We start from the raw sequence: 19,931 nt of genomic DNA on the forward strand, positions 1-19,931 counted from the left end.
CATGGAGGCCGGGCGCCGCCACGCGTTCATGCGCTGACGAGGGCTCAGCTGTCCTCCCGCCAGAAGCGCACGTAGTCGAACTCGACGCCCATCTTGTTGATGCCCTGCGCCGGTGGCGCGATCCAGCCGGCGAACCTGCCCGGCTCGTACTCGGGCTTCATCAGCGACCGCACGTCGGCCCGGTCCTGCTCCGACGGGAGCCACTCGCCGGCCCGTGCGTCCCACTGCTCCTGGGTGAGCACCTCGCCCTCGGGGCTCACATGCGCGCCGGCGTACACGCCGACCTCGCGGTTGAAGCCCTCGTGCGGCAGTGTCAGCCGGTGCGGCAGACCGGCGTCCTCAAGCGCCTGGTTCCAGCGGCGGATGCCGTTCTCGCAGTCGGCGACGTACTCGTCGCGCAGATCGAGGTTCAGCGCATTCAGCAGGGGGACGGTCTCGGTGACCAGTTCGCCGTTCTCGACCTTGGTCATCTCCCGTGTCTGCCCCTGCAGGTCGTGGTCGTCCTTGCGGCGCCGCTCCTGCCAGCGGCCCTTCAGGCCCGCGGTGTAGTAGGCGGCGGCGTTGGAGGACAGCTCGGAGCCGAACAGGTCCATGGACACCGAGAACTGCTGGTTCAGGTACTTCTGGATGACGGTGAACGGGATCCCGCCGTGCTGCACGATGTCGTCGGTGCCGTGCTCCTTCATCAGCTCCGCGGTCCGCTCGACGACTCGCTGGATGCCGGTGGTGCCCACGAACATGTGGTGGGCCTCTTCCTTCAGCATGAACTCGCAGGTGCGCGCCAGCGGGTCGAAGCCGCTCTCCTTCAACGTGCCGAGCTGGTACTTGCCGTCGCGGTCGGTGAAGTAGGTGAACATGAAGAAGTTCAGCCAGTCGGTCGTGTCCTCATTGAAGGCGCCGAGGATGCGCGGGTTGTCGTAGTCCCCGCTGTTGCGGCGGAGCAGCTCCTCCGCCTCCTCGCGCCCCTCACGTCCGAAGTAGGCCTGCAGCAGGTAGACCATCGCCCAGAGGTGACGGCCCTCCTCGACGTTGATCTGGAAGAGGTTCCGCATGTCGTACAGGCTGGGCGCGGTCGCCCCGAGCTGGCGCTGCTGCTCCACGCTGGCCGGCTCGGTGTCGCCCTGGACGACGATGAGCCGCTGCAGCTCGGCGCGGTACTCGCCGGGGACCTCTTTCCACGCCTTCTCGCCCTTGTGCTGACCGAAGCTGATCTCGCGGTCCGGGTCGGTCTCGGCGAGGAAGACGCCCCAGCGGTACTCCTCCATGGGCACGAAGTCGTAGACGGCCCATCCGTCGCGGTCGATGGCGACCGCCGTACGCAGATAGACCTCCTTGGTCGGCACCTGGGGGCCGAGGTTCCTCCACCACTCGATGAACTTCGGCTGCCAGCGCTCCAGTGCCCGCTGGAGCTTGCGGTCGCCGGCCAGGTCGACGTTGTTGGGGATCCGCTCGCTGTAGTCGATCCTGCTCACCGGGCCGGTGGGCTCGGGTGCGGCTCCGAGGCGGCCATCAGTGGTCGTCATCCGCTCTTGCCCTTCTCTCCGGGGTCAGCCGTCAGTCCACGGCAGAGTCATCGCAGAGTCATCGCAATAAAGTCCACGACATGACATCGTCACGTCAGTAGAATGTAGCATGTCTGGTCAGTGTGCAACCCCCGCCAGTGCATCGAGAACGCGCGGACTCGCCTGTACGCCCGTGCGCTGCAGATGGTGTGTCACCGCCCGCAGGCCGCCCTCCTCCTCGCCGCCTCCCGCGCGGCCGGGCCCGCCGTGCACGAGCTGCGGCATCGGCGTCCCGTGTCCCGTGCTCTCCGCGGCGTCCTCCCGGTCGAGTACGAGAATCCGCCCGTGGTGGGCGGCGGCGCCGAGCACCAACTCGCGTACGGCGTCCTCGTCGTACGAGACCACCGAAGCGACGAGTGAACCCTCGCCGCGGGCGAGCAGCTCCACCGCGTGCGCGGGGTCGCGGTAGCCGATGAGCGTGCTCACCGGGCCGAAGGCCTCGACGGCATGGGGCTCCGCCCGGTCCGGGTCGTCGCAGCGCAGCAGTGTGGGTGCCATGAACGCCCCCGTCGCGGCGTCGGCGCCGGCCACGCCGGCCGGGGGCCCGCCGCCGGCGACCACCGTGGCGGCGTTCTTCAGCCGCTCCACGGCCGCGAGAACGTCGCGGCGCTGTGCCTGCCCCGCCAGGGCGCCCATGGTCACGCCTTCGGCTCCCGGCGCACCGACGACGACCTTCGACAGGCGGTCGGCGACCGCGTCGGAAACCTGGCCCAGCAGCGCTTCCGGCACCAGCGCGCGCCGGATCGCCGTACACCGCTGGCCCGCCTTGCAGGTCGTCTCGTGCACGAGTGCGTCGGCGAAGAGCTCGAACTCGGGGGTGCCAGGCACCGCGTCCGGCCCGAGTACGGAGCCGTTGAGCGAGTCGGCCTCGGCGTTGAAACGCACCGAACGCGCGGTCACCGCCTCGTGCCCGCGCAGCTTGGCGGCGGTGGCGGCCGAGCCGGTGAAAGAGACCAGATCCTGGCCGCCGAGGTGGTCGAGCAGGTCGCCGAGCCCGCCGCACACGAGCTGCAGCGCCCCGTCGGGGAGCAGCCCCGACTCGTCGAGGATGCGGACGGCGTGCTCGGCGACGTAAGCGGTCTGCGTAGCCGGTTTGACGATGCTGGGCACACCGGCGATCAGCGCGGGAGCCAGCTTCTCCAGCATCCCCCAGACGGGGAAGTTGAACGCGTTGATCTCAACCACGGCGCCACGCCGCGGAGTCAGGAGGTGCCTGCCGGCGAACGTGCCGCCCTTCCCGAGCTGTTCGGCCTCGTCCTCGGCGAGCACATTGCCGTCCGGCAGCTGCTTGGCGCCCTTGCTCGCGAAGACCAGAGCCGTGCCGATGCCTCCGTCGACGTCGACAGAGGCGTCCGCGGCGGTGGCGCCCGTACGCGCGGACAGCTCGACCAGCTCCCCGCGCCTCTCCCTCAGCGCGAGGGCGAGCTGCTTGACGAGCGCGGCACGTGCGGCGAATCCGCTGCGCCTCAGCTCCGGGCCTCCCACGTCCCGCGCGTACGCGACGGCCGCCGCGGTGTCCAGGCCGTCGCTGGAGACCGTCACCACCGGCTCGCCGGTGACGGCGTCGCTCACCTCGGCTCCGTGGCCGCCGCCTGCCCACCACTCGCTACGGGTCCAGCTCTGCAGTGTCCGTGCCACGAACTGCTCCTTCGTCGGAATCGCGGGTCGCCGCGGGTGGCGCCCGGGCTGCCTCGATCCGTAAACACGCTACATATTCATGTCGCCTCGCGTAAAGAAAGTGGCATTACGGGGTCTGGCTGCTGCTGCCGGTGATGCACGCCGCTGCCGATCGGCTCGGCTCGCTCGCCGGGACGCCGCGCCCCGTGCGTGGTAGGCAGATTGCATGGCTTTGACCCGTGAGGAACGTGCAGAGTTTCTGGCCGAGCCGCTGATCGCCGCGCTGTCGGTGGACGCGGGAGAGAAAGGGCGCGCTCCGCTCTCCGTACCGGTCTGGTACGAGTACGAGCCGGGCGGCGACTTCTGGATCCTGACCGGGCGGGATTCACGCAAGGACCAACTGATCGCCAAGGCGGGCCGGTTCACGCTGATGGTCGACCGCCTCGAACCCACCATCCGGTACGTGTCCGTCGAAGGCCCCGTCACCGGGAGGGAGCCGGCCACCCGGGACCGTCTCCATGCGCTTGCCGCCCGGTACCTCCCCGCCGACAAGGTGGACCCGTACGTCGACTTCGCCTGGGACGACCACGGAGAGCAGGTGATCCTGCGGATGCGCCCCGAGCGCTGGCTCTCCTCCGACCTCGGGCAGATCTGAGGACACGGCACGGCACGCCACGCCCCGTCCGGCAGCCGGACGGGGCGTGGCGCGTGCTCAGGGGCGTCTTCGAGACGTGCTCCGGGGTGTGCGTACGGCAGGCAAGTGGCCCCGCCCGCGGATCAGTTGAGCTTCGTGACGGCCGTCTTCGTCGTCTGCCTGAAGGCGTCGACGGGGGCGTGCCCGAGATTGCCCATCTCGCCCCAGCGGACCACGGTCACGTTCCTTCCGTCGCGCCCGACGCCGAAGAGGTGCACACCGGGCTCGGAGTCGGGGATGGAGGTGTGCACGCCGTAGACGTGCGCGCCGCCGCCCACGGCCAGCCCGCCGTAGTCCTCCCATGAGGCGGTGCCGCCCGGTGTCTCACGCAGCCAGTCCGCCGCGCACGCGGCGACCGCCTTCCTCAGCGAGGCGGCCAGCCTGCTCGCCGCGGCGGTGTTCTTCGCGGTGACGGCGATCTGGGTGGCGTTGGTGTCGAACTCGGTGTGGAACTCGCGGTGGTGGCTCTTGCCGGCGGGCAGCACACCGTCGACGCAGAAGGGCTGATCCGGCAGTCCGGCCGTCACCTTGCCGGCCCACCAGGGGGAGGACGGGTGCGGCGGCAGATCCGCGCCGGCCAGGAATCCCGGCACCGGTGCCTTCTTCCCCGTGCCCCCGGCCGCGACGCCCGGGCTGCTCGCGGCGAGTGTGAGCCCGAGCGCGGCGAGCGCCGCCAGCGTGCCGAGCGCAGCGGAACGGATGGGATGTACGCGCATTTAGGAACCTTTCCCCCGTATCGGTACTGACGTCATGACAGACCATCAACCACCCCGAAGGGTTGTGCCCGACTCCCGACTTGGAGCGGACCGGCGTGAACCCGCCGGTCCGGCCGTTCCCCTGCAGTGCCCAGCCGTGTCCGGGAGCGCCCGGCAGCGCCTCAGCGGCCGCAGCCCCCGTCCCGCGAGGGACGGATGTGCGGGCGGACGATGTCGGCGTACCCCTTCCACGCGTACGGATCGGTTCCGGCGACCGGCGTCACGTCCCGGAAGTCCCACTTCGCGGTGTGCGTCCCCTCCGGCGGTCCCTGCCAGGGCAGCAGCGACTGCGCGCTCATGTAGTGGTTGACCAGCGCGCGGCGCAGCCCGTGGCGGCCGGTGTTGGGCAGCGAGCGGTGCAGCAGGTAGCCGTCGAAGAAGACCACCGAGCCGGCCTCCACCTCCAGCGGCACGGCGTCCTCGTCCCGGTAGGGGAAGTCGTATGCCTCGACGGCGCAGTCGAACCGTTCGTCGTCGTGCTCACGGTCGGGGTAGATGACGCCGGGGCGGTGGGAGCCGGGCAGCGCCCACAGCGCACCGTTCTCGACCGTGGCGTCGTCGAGAGCGATCCAGGCGGCTGTGAGCGAGCGGTCCCGGGTGGGGATGAAGTACTCGTCCTGGTGCCAGGCCTGCCCGGGCGTGCCTTCCCCCTTGGTGAAGAGCATGGACTGCATGGCCTTGACGTCCGGGCCGATGAGCTTCGTCAGTACGCGGACCAACTCCGGGTGGGAGAGCGCCTGCCGGAGCACGGGTGAGATCTTGTGCGGCTGGTGTATGCACGCGTAGCGGCGGAGGACCGCGTCGTCGTCCTCGCCGTGCGAGGTGGCGAGCCCTGTGATGTCGCCTGCCTCGCCGCGGAAGATGCGCAGCGCCTCGTCGTTGAGTCCGTCGACCTCGTCCCGCGTGAGACAGCCGACGACGACGTAGCCGTCCCGGTCGAAGCGTTCGGTCAGGTCGCCGGAGGTGCCGGTTGCGGTGCCTGTGCCGGTGTCGGTGTCGGTGTCGGCGAGGCCGTACCTCGCCTTCCTCGTCGCTGTGGTCCTCGTCGCTGTGGTCATGCACATACCGTCGCCCGCGCCGGCCCCCGTAGCCATGGCCGGAGAGCGCCTTAACATGGCGATTCGTGACCTGTTCCGTGGCGAAGGATCCGGCGCTGGCCGACTATCCGCCGGGGGCGACCTTCGGCCCGCGCCGGACGGCGGACTTCGAGTTCGTCTGGCTTCTCACCGGGTCCGCGCGCTGGCTGGAGCCGGAAGCGGGCCGGGAGCGGCCGCTCACCCCGGGCGAGGCGCTGCTGATACCGCCGGGCACGTACGACGCGTTCCACTGGAGCCCGGACGTACCGACCCGGCACGGGTATGTGCACTTCACCGCCGACTCGCCGGTACGCGAACCCGTGGTCCGCCCGCTGGCCCCGCCCGCACCCACCGCCGGGCTGCTGGAATATCTGCTCTGGCTGGCCGAGGAGCCCTCGCCGGACTGGCGCAGGCGTACGGAGGACGTGCTGGCCCTGCTGCTGGACCTGTTCACGGCCGGACCGCTGCCGGGGCCCGCGCCACCGCCCGAACCGCCCGCCGTGGCCGCCGCCCTGGCACATGTGCGCCAGGTGTGGAGTGCGCAGATGCGGGCGATCCCGCTGGGCGAACTGGCCACCGCCGCCGCGGTGTCCAACGCCCACCTCGCGCGGCAGTTCAGAGCGGCCTTCGGGCTGACTCCGGTGGCCGCTCTGGAGGCGGTACGTCTGGAGAGGGCGGGGCTGCTGCTCTCCCGCAGCAATCTGTCGGTGACACAGGCCGGGCGGGAGTGCGGCTTCACCGACCCTCTTCACTTCTCCCGGCGGTTCCGTGCCGCGTACGGCCGCTCACCCCGCTCGTACCGGTCCGCCTTCGCGCCTGGCACGGGACCCGCGGGATCACCCGCGCTGCGGCGGCTCTCCCACCGGCTGGGCCTGGCCACCAGTGCCACGCCCTGACGGCAGCGGCCAACCCGGGCACCCGGCCGTTGCCGCCTCCAAGCGCGCGCCACCCCGGCCCCGGGCCTGGCCCCTGGACCGAGGCTCCCGGCCCCGGTCCGCGGGCCTCGGCCACGGCTCCCGCCCCGCGGGGACCCCGCACCCCGTACAGCGGCCGTCACGCCATGCGCGAGGAGTACGGTCGGAAGAGAGTTTCTCGCAGCCTGACCACCCGCTGTGGTGGAGGGGATCATGACGGTCGACACTGAGCGCCGCCGTCCGGTGGAGCGCTTCGAGTTCAGCACATCGGATCCCGCAGTCGCCGCGTCCGTGACCAAGAACGCGTACTGCGACTGCCGGCAGCGGACTGCGCCGGCCGAGGACTTCACCTTCCGCTTCTGCCGTACGAGCGCCCGCGGCGTGAGCCTGGACCACCTTGTGCATTCGAACAACACGACCGCCGACGTTGACGTCATCGACGACCTGTCGTTCATCTTCATCACCGGAGGCAGCTTCTCGGTCACGTCGGGTGACCAGGAGGCGCAGCTCTCCGTCGGCGGCACCGCGCTCTACCCCTCGGGAGTCCCGGTCCGGCTCAGCTGGAACCGTCTGCGGGCGGAGATCCTCTCGGTGTCCGCCGACGCCGCGGAACGGGCGGCCGCCGAACACCACGCGGGCGGCAGGCTGCACTTCCTCGGCACGCTGCCGGTCTCGGCGCAGATGGACAGATTCTGGCGTTCCACGGTCGGCTTCGTCAGCCACCAACTGGAGATGCCCGACAGCCCGCTCTCATCCCCGCTGGTCAGAGACGAGATGGTCGATCTCCTCGGCGCGGCGGCGGTGCGGACGTTCCCGAACACCACCATGACCGCCGACTACCGGCCGGGGCCCGGCCAGGCCTCACCGTCCGCCGTGCGCCGCGCGGTCGAGTTCGTCGACGCCCACGCAGACCGGCCCCTCACGACGGCCGACATCGCGGCCGCAGCATCGACCTCGCCCTCGGCCCTGCAGGCGGCCTTCGTACGGCACCAAGGCACAACGCCACTCGGCTATCTGCGCCGTGTGCGCTTGGAGCGTGCCCATCGCGAACTCCAGGCCACCGACCCCACCGGCGGGGCGACCGTCGCCGGCATCGCCACCCGCTGGGGATTCCCCGAGCCCGGTGCCTTCGCCGCCCACTACCACGATGTGTACGGACAGCCGCCCGGTCACACCCTGCAGACCTGACCCCTCGGTGCGAGAAGCCTATGGCCATCACAACCGTCGATACGAACCCAGAGGGCGACGCGTTGCAGCGGAACGTGTTCGAGACGACCGACCTGGACGCGGGCCGGGATTTCATGGATGCCGCCTACGGTTCCTCCCTGCGAATGAAGGGCATGGAGGAGAACCAGCTCGTCAGGCACGCCCGTTACGACTTCGGCTCGTTCTGGGTGGACGACGTGACGCTCTCCATGGAGACCGGCTACGACGTCGACCCGCTGGAGCGCCTCGCGGTCGTACAGCCGAGGACGGGCTGGGTCGAGCACCGCTGGGAGGGCGGCAGCGAACGCGTCAGGCCCGGGGACATCGCCGTCATCGCCCCGCCGGACCGGCCGTTCACCGCTCGGGCGCACAACCTGCACTTCGGCTCAGTCGTGCTCGATCAGCCGCTCCTTGAGCAGGCCGCCGGTTTCACGGGCGACCAGCCGGCCTCCTCGCTCCGCTTCACCGGCATGACGCCCGCCTCTGCCGGCCTCGCCGCGCACTGGCGGGACACGGTCGAGGATGTGCGGGGCGTCCTCTCCGGCACCCCCGAGGCGATGCGTGAACCGCTCGCGGTCGGCAACGTGGCCCGTACCCTCGCGGCGAGCGCGCTGGCCACCTTCCCCAACACCGGGGGTCCCGAGCCCACTTCGGCGGACGGCGGCGACGCCACGGCCGCCGCCGTGTGCAGGGCGGTCTCGTTCATCGAGCACAACGCGCACATCGACATCGGCCTCGCCGACATCGCGGAGGCGGCCCGTGTCTCGCCCCGGGCGCTGCATACGGCCTTCGCCCGGCACCACGACACCGGCGTCTTCGGCTGCCTGAGGCGCGTCCGTCTGGACCGTGCGCACTTCGACCTTCTCGACGCCGACGCCGACGCCGACGCCGACGCCGACGCCGACGCCGGTGCCGACGCCGGTGCCGGTGCAGGCCCCGGTGCCGAGGCCGGCCCCGATGCCGGTGCAGACGCGACGGTGGCGGCGGTCGCGGCGCGCTGGGGATTCGCCAGGCCGTCCAACTTCGCCGCCCATTACCACGACACCTTCGGCGTCAGCCCGGACGACACCCTCGCGACCGTGACCTAGGGGGTGTCGTCAAAGTCCCTCCCCCAGACTCCGTCTGGGAGGTGCCCCCAGGGCCGCGGGGTCTGGCACGCACGCTCTCCCCCACTTCGTGGGAGGTGCCCCCAGCGTTGTCGGTCGTCGGCGCAGCCCGCTGCGCTCTCGCCCCCTGGGCCTGCCGGCCCGGGTGGTACCCCCACCCTCCGCCTTGCGATCGCACGCACCAGACCCCGCGGCCCCCGCCCTAACGGGCGGACGACGCTACTTCGACGACACCCCCTCGCCCCCGGCGGGCGACTGCCCGGTGACCCGCGGAACGCGCGGGCCACCGGGCAGTCGGGCCAGGCCCATTGGCCAAGGGGCTGTGCGGCCAAGGGGCCGTGGAGCCATCGGGCCGTAGTGGCCCCATCGGACACCCCTCGGGCGGTCAGTCCTGGAAGACCAGGGTCCGCCGGTTGTCCGCCGCGCCCGCGAAGCCTTCGGCGAAGTTCTCCTCGACCTCGGCCTTCTCCGCCGCGTCGGGGTTGGGGTTGGTGCAGGAGGGCCCGGCGCTGGACCCGGACATCAGGCTGGAGCACGGACCCGGCTTGACGTCGGGCAGACCGAGGATGTGCCCCAGTTCGTGCGAGGCGATGCGGGTGGTGTCGTAGCCCTGCTGCACCGCCTCGCGGCCCATGTAGACGGTGCCGTTGCCGAGGCTGGTGGTGACGGCGCGCGGCCAGCCGTCGTCGGCGACGATCCGGACATTGGCCTCCTCGCCGGCCTCGGCCGGTTCGAGGCGGACGCCGGCGACGCTGTCGTTCCATACCTTCACGCCGCTGTCGACCGCCTCGGCGAACTCGGCGGACTCGGCGGCGTCGTAGGTGAGGACCTTGGGCGCCGCGGTGTTCCGGGGTGCTTCCGCCGAGGTGGCGACTGCCTGGCCGCTGAACAGAGTCAGGGCGGCCAGCGCCCCGACGATTGCCGCACGTGCGGCATTACGGATCAACACATCAGCCTCCTGGTGGGGGACAGAGCTCAGGTGTTGCGTGTTGGCGTGTTCATGCCCTGTATAGCGCGGCGGACTCCTGCGGGACCCGACTCGGCGCCGGATTCTCAGGCGCACCCTCGTCGGCATGAGGGGGTATTCACACTTCCGTCACGGAAGGTTGGGTTTCTGTGGCTCTCCCGTTGGTTGGCGCACGGCAGCGTTCGCCTTATGTCTGCAAGGCGTCGTCGTACCGCACTTCTGGCCACCGCCGTCTCCGTCACCGCCTGCACCGCGCTGCTGGCGGGCTGCGGGGCGGTCTCTTCCGTAGCCGGCGCCGACGACGACACGGTCACCGTGATGACTTGGGCGCCGGAGGGCACCGAAGCGACGAACATGCCCGGCATGCCCGCGATAGCGCAGGCGTACGCGCGCTGGGTCAATGCGGAAGGCGGCATCAACGGTCGCCGGCTCCGGGTGCTGACGTGCAACGACCACAACGACACCGTCCGAGCCGCCCGTTGTGGTGCACGCGCCAAGAGGGAAGGCGCCGTCGCGGTCGTCGGTTCGTACAGCCAGCACGGCCGCTCCTTCATGCCGGCCCTGGAGAGCGCCGGCATCCCGTACATCGGCGGCTACGGCGTCGCGGACCAGGAGTTCAGCAGCCCGTTCTCCTACCCCGTCAACGGCGGACTGCCCGCGCTCGTCGCGGGGAACGGCCGCCAACTGGCCGCCGGCGACTGCTCGCACGTCTCGCTGGTACGGCCCGACACCACCGTGGGCGACCAGCTCCCCAGGCTGATCAACGCCGGCCTCGCGGAAGGCGGCGCCGGGCCGGTCACGGACGTACGGGCGCCGGAGGACGCCACTGCGTACGGACCCCACGCACGCAAGGCCCTGGCCGGGGCGAACACTTACGGCGGCGGGACGGTCGGCGCGGCAGCCGACGGCGTCGGCGCGAACGGGCCGTGTGTCACGGCCGTCCTGGGCGGACGGACGAACATCTTCTTCGATTCGTTCAGGCACATGCAGAAGGACAGCCCACCCGTGCGGACGGCGTCCGTGCTCGGCAGCGTGCGGCAGTCCCTCGTGAACCAGACGGGCGGATCACGGAGCCCGCTGGAGGGCGCGTTCGCGACGGGCTGGTATCCCGCCGACGGCGACCCCCGCTGGAACCCGATGAAGCACGTCATCCAGGAGCACGCCTTCGGCGACAACCGCGTGGACGGCTCGGACCCGGGCGTACAGACGACGTGGATCGCCTACACGGTGCTGAAACAGGTGCTGGAGTCCATGGACGAGGGCGAGGAGGTCACCGCCAAGTCCGTGCGGGGTGCGCTGGACACGGGCAGCCCGATCGATACGGGCGGCCTGACGCCGAAGCTGAACTGGAACTACGACAACATGCTCGCCGCGCGTGACTTCCCGCGCATCGTGAACACGATGGTGACCTACCAGCGGGTCCGGAACGGCCGGCTGACGAAGGTGCACGACGGCTTCGTGGACGTCCAGAAGACACTGGAGCGAGGGTCTCCGGCATCCTGACGGTTCAGGGGTGTCCGCGGACGCGTACAACCCTGAACGAACCTCGGATGTCTCCTAGTCGACAGCAATACGGGCATCAGGTGCATTTGCGGCCACGGCATTCCACTCGCCGCACCACCCGACAGGCGTCGGCCGGCCCACCGGTGGCTGAAGCAGGACGCGATACGCGGCCTGGGAGACCAAGGAGGTTCTCCTGTGCGTTACCTCAGAAGCGTGGCCCTCACGGCCACAGCACTCCTCACCGCAGGTGGCGGCGCCGTGCTGGCGGCGCCCGCCGCACAGGCCGCCGTGCCCTTCCCGTCCATCGGCTGGCAGCAGCGCAACTGCGACTACGACGGCAACGGTTTCGACGACGTGCTGACCGGCGCCCCGGGCGCCACGGTGAGCGGCGCGCGGGGCGCCGGCTACGTCACCGTGCAGTACAGCTCGTCGAGCGGTCTCAGCACCACCGACAAGCGCGTACTCAACCAGAACACCTCGGGCGTCCCGGGCGGCGCCGAGGCCGGCGACGGCTTCGGGCGCGCCGTGGCCTCCGGCGACCTGGACAACGACGGCTACGACGACGCGATCGTCGGCATCCCCGGCGAGGACCTGGCGGGGCTGTCCGACGCGGGCGGCGCCACCGTCTTCTGGGGCTCCCCGACCGGGTTGCACGGCACCGACACCACCTGGCTGGAGAACGCCGAACAGCCGCGGGCCGGCGCGAACTTCGGGCGGGCGATCGAAGCGGCCCGGTACTTCTCGCCGGACCCGGCGGACCCGGACGCCGGCCTGCGCGACAGCATCGCCGTACTGGAGAACGACACGCTGCTGTTCTTCACCGCGCCGCCGGGAGCGGCGGCCGGGCAGCTGAAGCCGGCGGGCAACGGACCCCAGGCCCTGGACATCTCCCCGGCGGACACCGGCTTCGCCCTCCGTAGCCTCACCCACGGCAACTACAACGAGGACCCCTGGGCGGACCTGGCGGTCTCCGGAGTGACCACCGGCGACCAGCCGGGCGTCGGTGCCACCCAGGTGCTGCACGGAGCCGCCGACATCGACGAGCTGGGCGACGGCGGCACGTTCGAGGGCGGCCCCGCGGCCCTCTCCAGCGACTTCAACCACGACGGCCAGGACGACCTGGCCATCGGCGACACGGGCGCCGGATCGGCCCTCGGCGGATCGGTCTCCGTCTACCTGGGGCAGGGCGACCTCTCCGGCCTCGGCCGGGACGCGGCGCAGACGTGGACGCAGGACTCCCCGGGCGTCCCCGGCAAGGCCGAGGCCGGCGACCTGTGGGGCGCCGAGATGTCCTCCGGCGACACCAACGGCGACGGCCGCCCCGACCTCGCCATCGGCGCTCCCGGCGAGGACATCGGCTCCGTCTCCGACGCGGGTGCGGTCTGGGCGCTGCGCGGCGCACCGGGCGGGCTGACGGCGACCGGAGCACGCAGCTTCGACCAGAACAGCCCCGGCATCCCCGGCGTTGCGGAGGCCTCGGACCGCTGGGGCGGCCAGGTGCGGCTGATCGACGCCAACAAGGACGCCCTCTTCGGCCTGTTGGCGGCGGCACCGGGCGAGAACACGGCCGACGGCTTCGTATGGGTCCTCCCCGCGTCGTCGTCGGGGCTGTCCGCGAGCGGCACGTGGACCTACGGCGGAGCACGTCTCGGGGCACCGGCGGCCGACGCGCAGTTCGGCGCGGCGATCGACGAATAGCGGACCGACAGCCGACGCCTGACCCCCAACACCTGACCCCCCAACGCCTGTACGAGGCCGGGTCCGTGATCGCCGGGATCACGGACCCGGAGGGGAACGGGATCAGCGAGGTTCGCGCCACGGCGTGATATCGAGCCCCGGATAACGCAGCGCCGTCCCGGCCGGCGTGCGGGTCAGTGCCCCGTCAGTGTGCGCGGAAGGCTTCCTTCAGCCACCAGGAGCCCTCCGTCGATGTGATCTTGGCGTCGACCAGCAGCGGAGTGTTTCGCGGTCCGTCCACCCATGCGGCGACGGCCTCCAGGTCGTGCTCCCCGCGCACCGTGACGGCGGTGTAGCCGAGCCCTTGGGCGAGGGCGGCGATGTCGGTGTCGGGGAAGGTCACGGTGCTCAAGTCGGCACCGTCACCGGCGAAGTGGTGCACCTCGGCGCCGTACGCACGGTCGTTGTAGACGACGACCGCCATCGGCAGACCCAGCCTGACGACCGTCTCCAGCTCCGATACGCCCATGAGCGCACCGCCGTCGCCGAGCGCGGCCACCGGAAGCCGGTCCGGCACGGCAAGGGCTGCACCGATCGCGGTGGCCAGGCCGAGCCCGATCGACTGGAAAGCCTGCGTGAAGCAGAAGCCCCGCTCGTCCGGTACCGAGAGGAACATGGCCGGATAGCCCATGAAGTTGCCGGAGTCGACGGCGAGTACGCGCTCGCGGGGCAGCAGTCTGTCGAGCCGGACGGACAGGGTGCGCGGATCGATGTTCTCGTCCGTCGAATCGTCCGTGTACGGCACGGTGTTCCAGGCCAGTTCACTCTCGATGCGTGCCCGCAGCCTCTCGGAGCGGTAGCCGCGTCGGCCGTCCGGCGGCGGGTCCTCCGCAGGCGGCCGTCCGCCGCCGGCGAGGTACGCCGTCACCGCCGAGGCTGTCGCCGCCGTGTCGCCCACGACGCCGAGGTCGACGGGACGGTGTGCCCCGATCGCCTCGGCGTCGACGTCCACCTGCACCAAGGACGCGTCCGCCGCGATCAGCGAACCGTGGCGCGTCGTCCACTTGTTGAGCGCGCATCCCCAGCCCACGACGAGGTCGGCGCCCGAGATCAGTTCGGCTGCCAGTGGTGAGGAGAAGCCGCCCGAGACGTCCACTGACCACGGGTCGCCGTTGAACAGACCGCGCGCGACGGCCGATGTCGCGAGCAACGCACCGGTGGCGGCGCCGAGTTCGCGCAGGGCCTCCGCTGCGGGCCTTTTCCCGGCGGGCTGTTCCCCGGCAGGCGTTCCCCCGTTGGGCTTTTTCCCGGCCGAAGGCCCCGGCCCGCCGAGTGCGCCGCGTCCGGCGATGAAGACGGGACGGCGCGACCGCACGAGCAGTTCGCCGAGCTCTGCCACCGCCTCCGCCGCGGGGGCCGGCTGGTGAAGCCGGGGCGGTTCGGGTTCCGGCAGCGGCAGGGGAACTCGCAGGCCCTGCACGTCGATCGGGAGGTTCAGCACCACCGTGCGCCGCCCCGAGACCGCCAGCCGGCAGGCCCGTACCGTGTCGGCGACGGCCGTTTCCGGGCCGTGCACCCGTTCCGCCCGCGCGCCCACGGCGTGTGCCAACGCGTCCTGGTCCACACGGAAGTTGGAGCGCAGGTCCGCCGCCGGGGTGTCGGCGGCCAGGACGATCAGCGGGGTACGGCTCTTGGCCGCTTCGGTGATGCCGGTCAGCGCGTTGGTCAGGCCGCAGCCCTGATGCACCGAGACGACACCGAGCTTGCCGGAGACCCTCGCGTACGCGTCGGCCATGACCGCGGCGCCGTTCTCGTGCCTCGCCGCGACGTACCCGGCGCCCGCGGCGACCATGGCACCGGTGACGTGGAAATTGCCGCTGCCCACCACGCCGAACGCCCTGTCGGCACCGAGCCGGACGAGCGTACGGCCCACGGCCTCCGCGACGATCACCAGCGCATCTCTCCTCTCTTCGGAACGCCCGTACAACCCAGCGGCGCCCCTTTGATCCCGGCCTACTCGCGCATCTTGATCCCGGCTTACTTGCGCATCGCGGGGATCAGCAGCATGGACGCCGCTCCCAGCAAGGCCGGCGCCGCGAACGCGTAGAAGTTCGCGTCCAGTCCCCACCCCGAGGCGAGGATGAAGGCACCGTAGATCGGCCCGAGGATGGCGCCCAGCCGCCCCACGCCGAGTGCCCAGCCGAGACCGGTGGCCCGCATGTGGGCCGGGTAGAAGTTCGCCGTGTAGGCGTTCACCAGGATCGTCGTCCCGATCGTGCAGGCACCCGCGATGCCCACCAGTACGAACAGCAGGAAGCTCGGCAGTTCGAAGCTCAGCAGGAAGATGCACACCGCGGCGCCGAGGAACATGCCCAGCGTGACCGGCTTGGACCCGACGCGGTCGGCGAGCGCGCCGAACAGCGGCGTACCGACGATGGCGCCCAGATTGAGCACGAGCAGGAAGGCCAGGGCCGACCCCAGCGGATAGCCGGCCTCCCGCATGATCTGCGCGAGCCACGTGTTGAGGCCGTACACGAGCAGCAGCCCCACACCGGTACCGACCCAGAACAGCAGGGTGCCCGCCACATAGCGCGGGACGAACAGGGCCTTCAGCGTGGCCAGTCCGCGAGGCGCGCTGTCCTGGGCGGGCGGCGGCTCCTCCAGGGTCAGACCGTAGCGGCCGGCGAGGCTCTCGGCCTCTTCCCTGCGGCCCCGTGCGAGCAGGAAGCTCGCCGACTCGGGCAGCAGCCGCCACGCGACCGGCAGGAGTACGACGCCCAGCACGACCCCGACCCAGAACATCGCGCGCCAGCCCAGCTGCGGGATCACGACGATCGCCGTGAGCGCGGCCAGGATGCCGCCGACCGAATAGCCGGAGAACATCAGGCCGTTGGTGCGGCTGCGGTGCCGCGGGTGTGCGTACTCGATGGTCAGCGCGATGGCGGTGGGTACGACGCCGCCGAGCCCGAGACCGGCCAGGAACCGTGCGAAACCGAAGAAGCCCGGCGTCGGTGCGATCGCCGCCAGCGCCATGGCCGCCGTGAACCAGGTGACGCAGCCGAGCATGATGCGCCGGCGGCCCACGAGGTCGGTGACCGTGCCGGTCATCATGGCGCCGAAGAGCATGCCGACGAGCGCGTAGGCGCCGATGCGTCCGGTCTCGGCCTCGGACAGCTTCCACTCGGCCGAGCCGTCCAGGAGGCTGGGCACGACGGTGCCGTACACGATCAGGTCGTAGCCGTCGATGATGATCGTCGCGCAGCACAGGGCGACGACAAGGGCTCTGGAGCCGGTACGGGCGGCGGGCTGGGGTTCGGGTTCGGGTTCGGCGGGGGAGGATTCTGCGGGTTCTGCGGGTTCTGCGGATTCGGCGGGAGCCGGGTCAGAAGTCATGCGATCTCCGACTGGAGCGGTACGTGCGCTCCGTACGGCGCGCGTTTGGGGAGGCATGGCCGGTGCAGGCCCTGGTGAGGCTCGTGGGGGCCCACAGGAAACCACGCCGGGCAATGGGGCGGAAGACTCTGAGCCCGCCGGACACCCGCGCACGCTGCCTTCCGCGGGCCTGCCCAGCCCGGTCGTGTCCGGCCTGGTCGTGCCCGGCTGTGGTCAGTCGGGCCAGTCCGGCCGGCGCTTCTCCAGGAACGCCGCCATGCCCTCTCGGGCTCCGGGCAGCTGGGAGGCCGAGGCCATCACCTCGAGCGCCAGCTGATAGGCGTCGGCTTCGGGCCGGTCCAGCTGGGCGTAGAGGGTCTGCTTGCCGAGCGCCTTGCTCGCCCGGCTGCCCCGCGTGGCCCGCGCCAGCAACTCGGCTACGGCGTCGTCGAGTTCGTCGTCGGGCACCATTCGGTTCACCAGGCCCCAGCGCTCCGCTGTCGCCGCGTCGATCGCGTCGCCCGTAAGGGCCATCTCCATCAGCCGCTTCCTGCCGATGGAGCGGGCCACAGGCACGGCCGGTGTGTGGCAGAACCAGCCGCCCTTGCCTCCGGGCAGCGCGAAACCGGCGGACTCAGCGGCCACCGCCAGGTCGCAGGAGGCGACGAGCTGGCAGCCGGCGGCGGTGGCCAGCCCGTGCACCCGGGCGACCACGACCTGCGGCACCGACTGGACGGTGTTCATCAGCTCGGTGCACAGCTGCAGCAGCTCGCGGACGCCGAGCAGATCCCGGGAGGAGACGTCGCCGAAGTCGTGGCCCGCGGAGAAGGCCGGACCGTCCGCGGCCAGCACGATTCCGGTCGCGTCGCTCTCGCCGGCCTCGGCGAACGCGTCGCGCAGCTCGCTGAGGTGTCCGGCGGTCAGCGAGTTCCGGCGCCTGGCGCGGTTCATCGTGATCGTCACGGTGCCGTCGTCGCGCTTCACCAGGATGTGCTCGTAGTCAGCCACCCTTCCACCGTATCCCGCCGTACCCCGGCCCGGCGGCGCCGTCGCCCTCGGCCCTGCGCTCGCCGAAACGGCCGCTCCGGGGCCCGACCGCCTCCCGCTTCGAGCGGCTCCGGCTCCGGCTCCGAACGGCTCCCGCTCCGACCGGCTCCGGCTCCGGGCGGCTCCGTTTCAGGCAGATCAGCGGTTCCGAACGACGCCTCGGCCGGGCACTGTTCAGAAGTGAGTGCTTTCCGCCCCTCGGGCCCCGTCGCCCGACCTGGGTGCGACGATGGCCAGGTCATGCATGTGGGAAGCGTTCTCAGGGCACTGCGAGCGGGCGCGTTCGCGGCGGTCTGTGTGCTGCTCGCCTCCGTGGGACACACCCTCATGTCGGGCCGTTCCGTGCCCGCCTGGATGCTGCTGCTCGCCTGGCTGGGGGCGGCGCTCCTGGGGTGGTCCCTCGCCGACCGCGAGCGCGGCCCCATCCTGGTCGGCTCGTTGACGGTCGGTACGCAGGCGCTGCTGCACTGTGTCTTCTCGCTGGGGCAGGCGGTCGCGAGCCCCGTCGGCGGCAGCGGCGAATCGCTCGCCGGCCGGTGGGCGGCGGCGCTGCTGGGGCACCCCGGGCTTCCCGGCCGTGCCGGCCACCCGGAGCGCAACTCCCCCCAGGGCCACGGTTCTTCGCACTCAATGCACGGCGGTGGCACGGAGCACCATGCACATTCCGCGGACATGGGTTCCGCGGACATGGGTTCCGCGGGCATGGGTTCCACGAGCATGGGTCCCGCGGCCGGGCACGCCCATCACCCGCAGGACACGGCCGCGGCGATGCCCGACCCCGCGGGGAGCATGGACGGGTTGACGCACGCCGGGATGCCGGGCGGTACGTCGGGGATGCTCGCGGCCCACCTTCTGGTGGCGCTGCTCAGCGCGTGGTGGCTGTGGGGCGGAGAGCGTGCCGTCTTCCGCGCCGTACGGGCGGCGTCGGTCCGCCTGTTCGCGCCGCTCGTGTCCGTCGGCGACGCGGTGCTGCCGGCTCCGGCGCCCGTGCTGCGCGCGGGGTCGCGGGAGCGTCCCCGTACGCCGCGGAAGCTGTTCCTCAGTCATGTCATCTGGCTGAGAGGTCCGCCGCGCGGTCGCGCTGTCTGACGGCAGCACGGCCCTGCGCCTCCGGCGACGACGTCGGTCTTTCCCGAACGGCCGCGCCGGAGCGCGACTTCACCGGTTCGCCGTACGCCGGCGGCCGGACGACGCGAAGGACTCCAGATGACGATGACTCCTGTTCGCGTACGGGTGCGGTCCGCACCTGCCGCGCGACCACCGACAACAAGAGCGGGCCGTCTCCGCTCAGCAGGCGTGTCTACCGGAGCCGCCCGTTCCGCGCTCTTCGGGGCCGGACCCGCCGCGCTCTTCGGGGCCGGAAGGGCCTTCGGCGTGCCGCAGCCGTTCCATGAGGCGCTCCGCCGGCTCCGCGCACGAGTCGGCCCCGTCCGCATGCATACGTCCCAACTGCTCGGCCCGGTCCTGCCATCGGCGGCAGTCAGGGCAGCCGGTGAGATGCTCCGCGAGCCTTCGCTCCGTGACGCCGGGAGGCAGCGCCTCCTGGTCGAGCCGGGCGGAGAGCGCGGTGCGGGCTCGGGAGCAGTGCATGCTTCCATCCTCCCCGATCCCCGTGACGGCCGGCGTGGGGGGAAGCGGAATGCGTGAGGAGGCAGACGCGGAGGCGACCGGGTGGGCGCTGGCCGCCCGCGCCGGAGACGAGGACGCGGCGCAAGAGTTCGTACGTGCGACGCAACTCGACGTGCGCCGGTACGTGACGCACCTGAGCGGAGACGTGCAGGCGGCCGACGACCTCGTGCAGGACACGTATCTGCGTGCGCTGCGCAGCCTCCCGGGTTTCGAGGGAAGGTCCTCGGCCCGTACGTGGCTGCTGACCATCGCCCGCAGGACGGTGGCCGACCGGATCCGGACCAGTGCCTGCCGTCCGCGGCAGGCCGACACGGACGACTGGCAGACGGCGGTGGAGCGGACCCAGCCGCGCGGCCTGCCGGGGTTCGAGGAAGGGGTGGCGCTGAGCGAACTGCTGGCGCTGATCGGTGCGTCGCGGCGTGAGGCGTTCGTCCTCACGCAACTGCTCGGGCTGCCTTATGCCCAGGCTGCCGCGGTCATCGGCTGCCCGGTGGGCACCGTACGGTCCCGGGTCGCCCGGGCACGCGAGTCCCTCATCTCCCTGCTGGCGGAGGGGGAGGAGCAGGACCGCGCGGCCGGGGAGGACCGGGGGGCTCCGGGAACGGGTGCGGCGGAGAGCCCGGGAGCGGGGGACGGCAGGGCCGCCCTGGCCGGATCCGCGGCGTAACGGTACGGCGGGTGGTCTCCCGGGGCGTGTGCACGTACCCGGGGGACCACCGCCGCACAGACGCCCATCACGCCGGGCGGCGCCCGGTCACCCGGTCACCCGCTCACCTCGGCCCTACTGGGCGCGCCGTGGTCAGTGT

The 19,931-nt window shown here is 71.6% G+C and carries 17 protein-coding genes; 8 read left to right on the forward strand and 9 right to left on the reverse strand.

What is annotated here, in order from left to right:
* Positions 1-44: 44 nt before the first annotated feature.
* Both boxB and paaZ read right to left on the reverse strand, forming a co-directional pair.
* Positions 45-1,523 (reverse strand): benzoyl-CoA 2,3-epoxidase subunit BoxB, encoded by a 1,479-nt coding sequence (gene boxB, locus ACSMXX_RS19115; protein ID WP_473179913.1) that lies wholly within the window; start codon positions 1,521-1,523, stop codon positions 45-47.
* Between the two features lie 117 nt (positions 1,524-1,640).
* Positions 1,641-3,200 (reverse strand): phenylacetic acid degradation bifunctional protein PaaZ, encoded by a 1,560-nt coding sequence (gene paaZ / locus ACSMXX_RS19120; protein ID WP_473179914.1) that lies wholly within the window; start codon positions 3,198-3,200, stop codon positions 1,641-1,643.
* Positions 3,201-3,405: 205 nt separating this feature from the next.
* On the opposite strand from paaZ, the gene ACSMXX_RS19125 reads away from it, so the two are divergent.
* Entirely contained in the window at positions 3,406-3,834 is a 429-nt protein-coding gene (locus tag ACSMXX_RS19125; RefSeq protein ID WP_473179915.1) for a pyridoxamine 5'-phosphate oxidase family protein, read from the forward strand.
* A gap of 122 nt (positions 3,835-3,956) precedes the next feature.
* Here the strand turns inward: ACSMXX_RS19125 and ACSMXX_RS19130 are convergent, their stop codons facing one another.
* Positions 3,957-4,589 carry a hypothetical protein gene (locus tag ACSMXX_RS19130; RefSeq protein WP_473179916.1) on the reverse strand — a complete coding sequence of 211 codons (633 nt, stop codon included), beginning with the start codon at positions 4,587-4,589 and terminating at the stop codon, positions 3,957-3,959.
* A gap of 161 nt (positions 4,590-4,750) precedes the next feature.
* On the reverse strand, positions 4,751-5,686 hold the full coding sequence (locus ACSMXX_RS19135; RefSeq protein WP_473179917.1) for a phytanoyl-CoA dioxygenase family protein: 936 nt from the start codon (positions 5,684-5,686) through the stop codon (positions 4,751-4,753).
* Positions 5,687-5,751: 65 nt separating this feature from the next.
* On the opposite strand from ACSMXX_RS19135, the gene ACSMXX_RS19140 reads away from it, so the two are divergent.
* The 3 genes from ACSMXX_RS19140 (at position 5,752) to ACSMXX_RS19150 (ending at position 8,912) form a co-directional block, all read left to right on the forward strand.
* Entirely contained in the window at positions 5,752-6,600 is an 849-nt protein-coding gene (locus ACSMXX_RS19140; protein WP_473179918.1) for a helix-turn-helix domain-containing protein, read from the forward strand.
* A 231-nt stretch (positions 6,601-6,831) separates the two neighbouring features.
* Positions 6,832-7,806, forward strand: a complete 975-nt coding sequence (locus ACSMXX_RS19145; RefSeq protein WP_473179919.1) for a helix-turn-helix domain-containing protein — start codon at positions 6,832-6,834, stop codon at positions 7,804-7,806.
* 20 nt (positions 7,807-7,826) lie between these two features.
* Entirely contained in the window at positions 7,827-8,912 is a 1,086-nt protein-coding gene (locus ACSMXX_RS19150) for a helix-turn-helix transcriptional regulator (RefSeq protein ID WP_473179920.1), read from the forward strand.
* A 403-nt stretch (positions 8,913-9,315) separates the two neighbouring features.
* Here ACSMXX_RS19150 and ACSMXX_RS19155 read toward each other — a convergent pair whose 3' ends face one another.
* Positions 9,316-9,879: a snapalysin family zinc-dependent metalloprotease gene (locus ACSMXX_RS19155; protein ID WP_473179921.1), complete on the reverse strand. Its 564-nt coding sequence runs from the start codon at positions 9,877-9,879 to the stop codon at positions 9,316-9,318.
* A gap of 207 nt (positions 9,880-10,086) precedes the next feature.
* On the opposite strand from ACSMXX_RS19155, the gene ACSMXX_RS19160 reads away from it, so the two are divergent.
* The gene (locus ACSMXX_RS19160) at positions 10,087-11,400 is read left to right on the forward strand and encodes an ABC transporter substrate-binding protein (protein WP_473179922.1); all 1,314 of its coding nucleotides are present in this window, start codon (positions 10,087-10,089) and stop codon (positions 11,398-11,400) included.
* Positions 11,401-11,595: 195 nt separating this feature from the next.
* Positions 11,596-13,098, forward strand: coding sequence for an FG-GAP repeat protein (locus ACSMXX_RS19165; RefSeq protein WP_473179923.1), 1,503 nt, complete (start codon positions 11,596-11,598; stop codon positions 13,096-13,098).
* A gap of 184 nt (positions 13,099-13,282) precedes the next feature.
* Here the strand turns inward: ACSMXX_RS19165 and ACSMXX_RS19170 are convergent, their stop codons facing one another.
* The 3 genes from ACSMXX_RS19170 to ACSMXX_RS19180 all read right to left on the reverse strand — a co-directional run bounded on the left by ACSMXX_RS19170 (position 13,283) and on the right by ACSMXX_RS19180 (position 17,457).
* Positions 13,283-15,028, reverse strand: a complete 1,746-nt coding sequence (locus ACSMXX_RS19170; RefSeq protein WP_473179924.1) for a thiamine pyrophosphate-binding protein — start codon at positions 15,026-15,028, stop codon at positions 13,283-13,285.
* 86 nt (positions 15,029-15,114) lie between these two features.
* Positions 15,115-16,470 (reverse strand): MFS transporter, encoded by a 1,356-nt coding sequence (locus tag ACSMXX_RS19175; protein WP_473179925.1) that lies wholly within the window; start codon positions 16,468-16,470, stop codon positions 15,115-15,117.
* Positions 16,471-16,683: 213 nt separating this feature from the next.
* A complete protein-coding gene (locus ACSMXX_RS19180; protein ID WP_473179926.1) occupies positions 16,684-17,457 on the reverse strand; it encodes an enoyl-CoA hydratase-related protein in 774 nt (257 codons plus the stop codon).
* A 279-nt stretch (positions 17,458-17,736) separates the two neighbouring features.
* On the opposite strand from ACSMXX_RS19180, the gene ACSMXX_RS19185 reads away from it, so the two are divergent.
* Positions 17,737-18,585 (forward strand): PE-PGRS family protein, encoded by an 849-nt coding sequence (locus tag ACSMXX_RS19185; protein ID WP_473179927.1) that lies wholly within the window; start codon positions 17,737-17,739, stop codon positions 18,583-18,585.
* A 198-nt stretch (positions 18,586-18,783) separates the two neighbouring features.
* Here ACSMXX_RS19185 and ACSMXX_RS19190 read toward each other — a convergent pair whose 3' ends face one another.
* Positions 18,784-19,086 carry a zf-HC2 domain-containing protein gene (locus ACSMXX_RS19190; protein ID WP_473179928.1) on the reverse strand — a complete coding sequence of 101 codons (303 nt, stop codon included), beginning with the start codon at positions 19,084-19,086 and terminating at the stop codon, positions 18,784-18,786.
* A 49-nt stretch (positions 19,087-19,135) separates the two neighbouring features.
* Here ACSMXX_RS19190 and ACSMXX_RS19195 point away from each other — a divergent pair, with 49 nt between their 5' ends.
* Positions 19,136-19,792 (forward strand): sigma-70 family RNA polymerase sigma factor, encoded by a 657-nt coding sequence (locus ACSMXX_RS19195; protein WP_473179929.1) that lies wholly within the window; start codon positions 19,136-19,138, stop codon positions 19,790-19,792.
* Positions 19,793-19,931 lie beyond the last annotated feature (139 nt).

This window comes from Streptomyces sp. DSM 116795 (assembly GCF_055792905.1).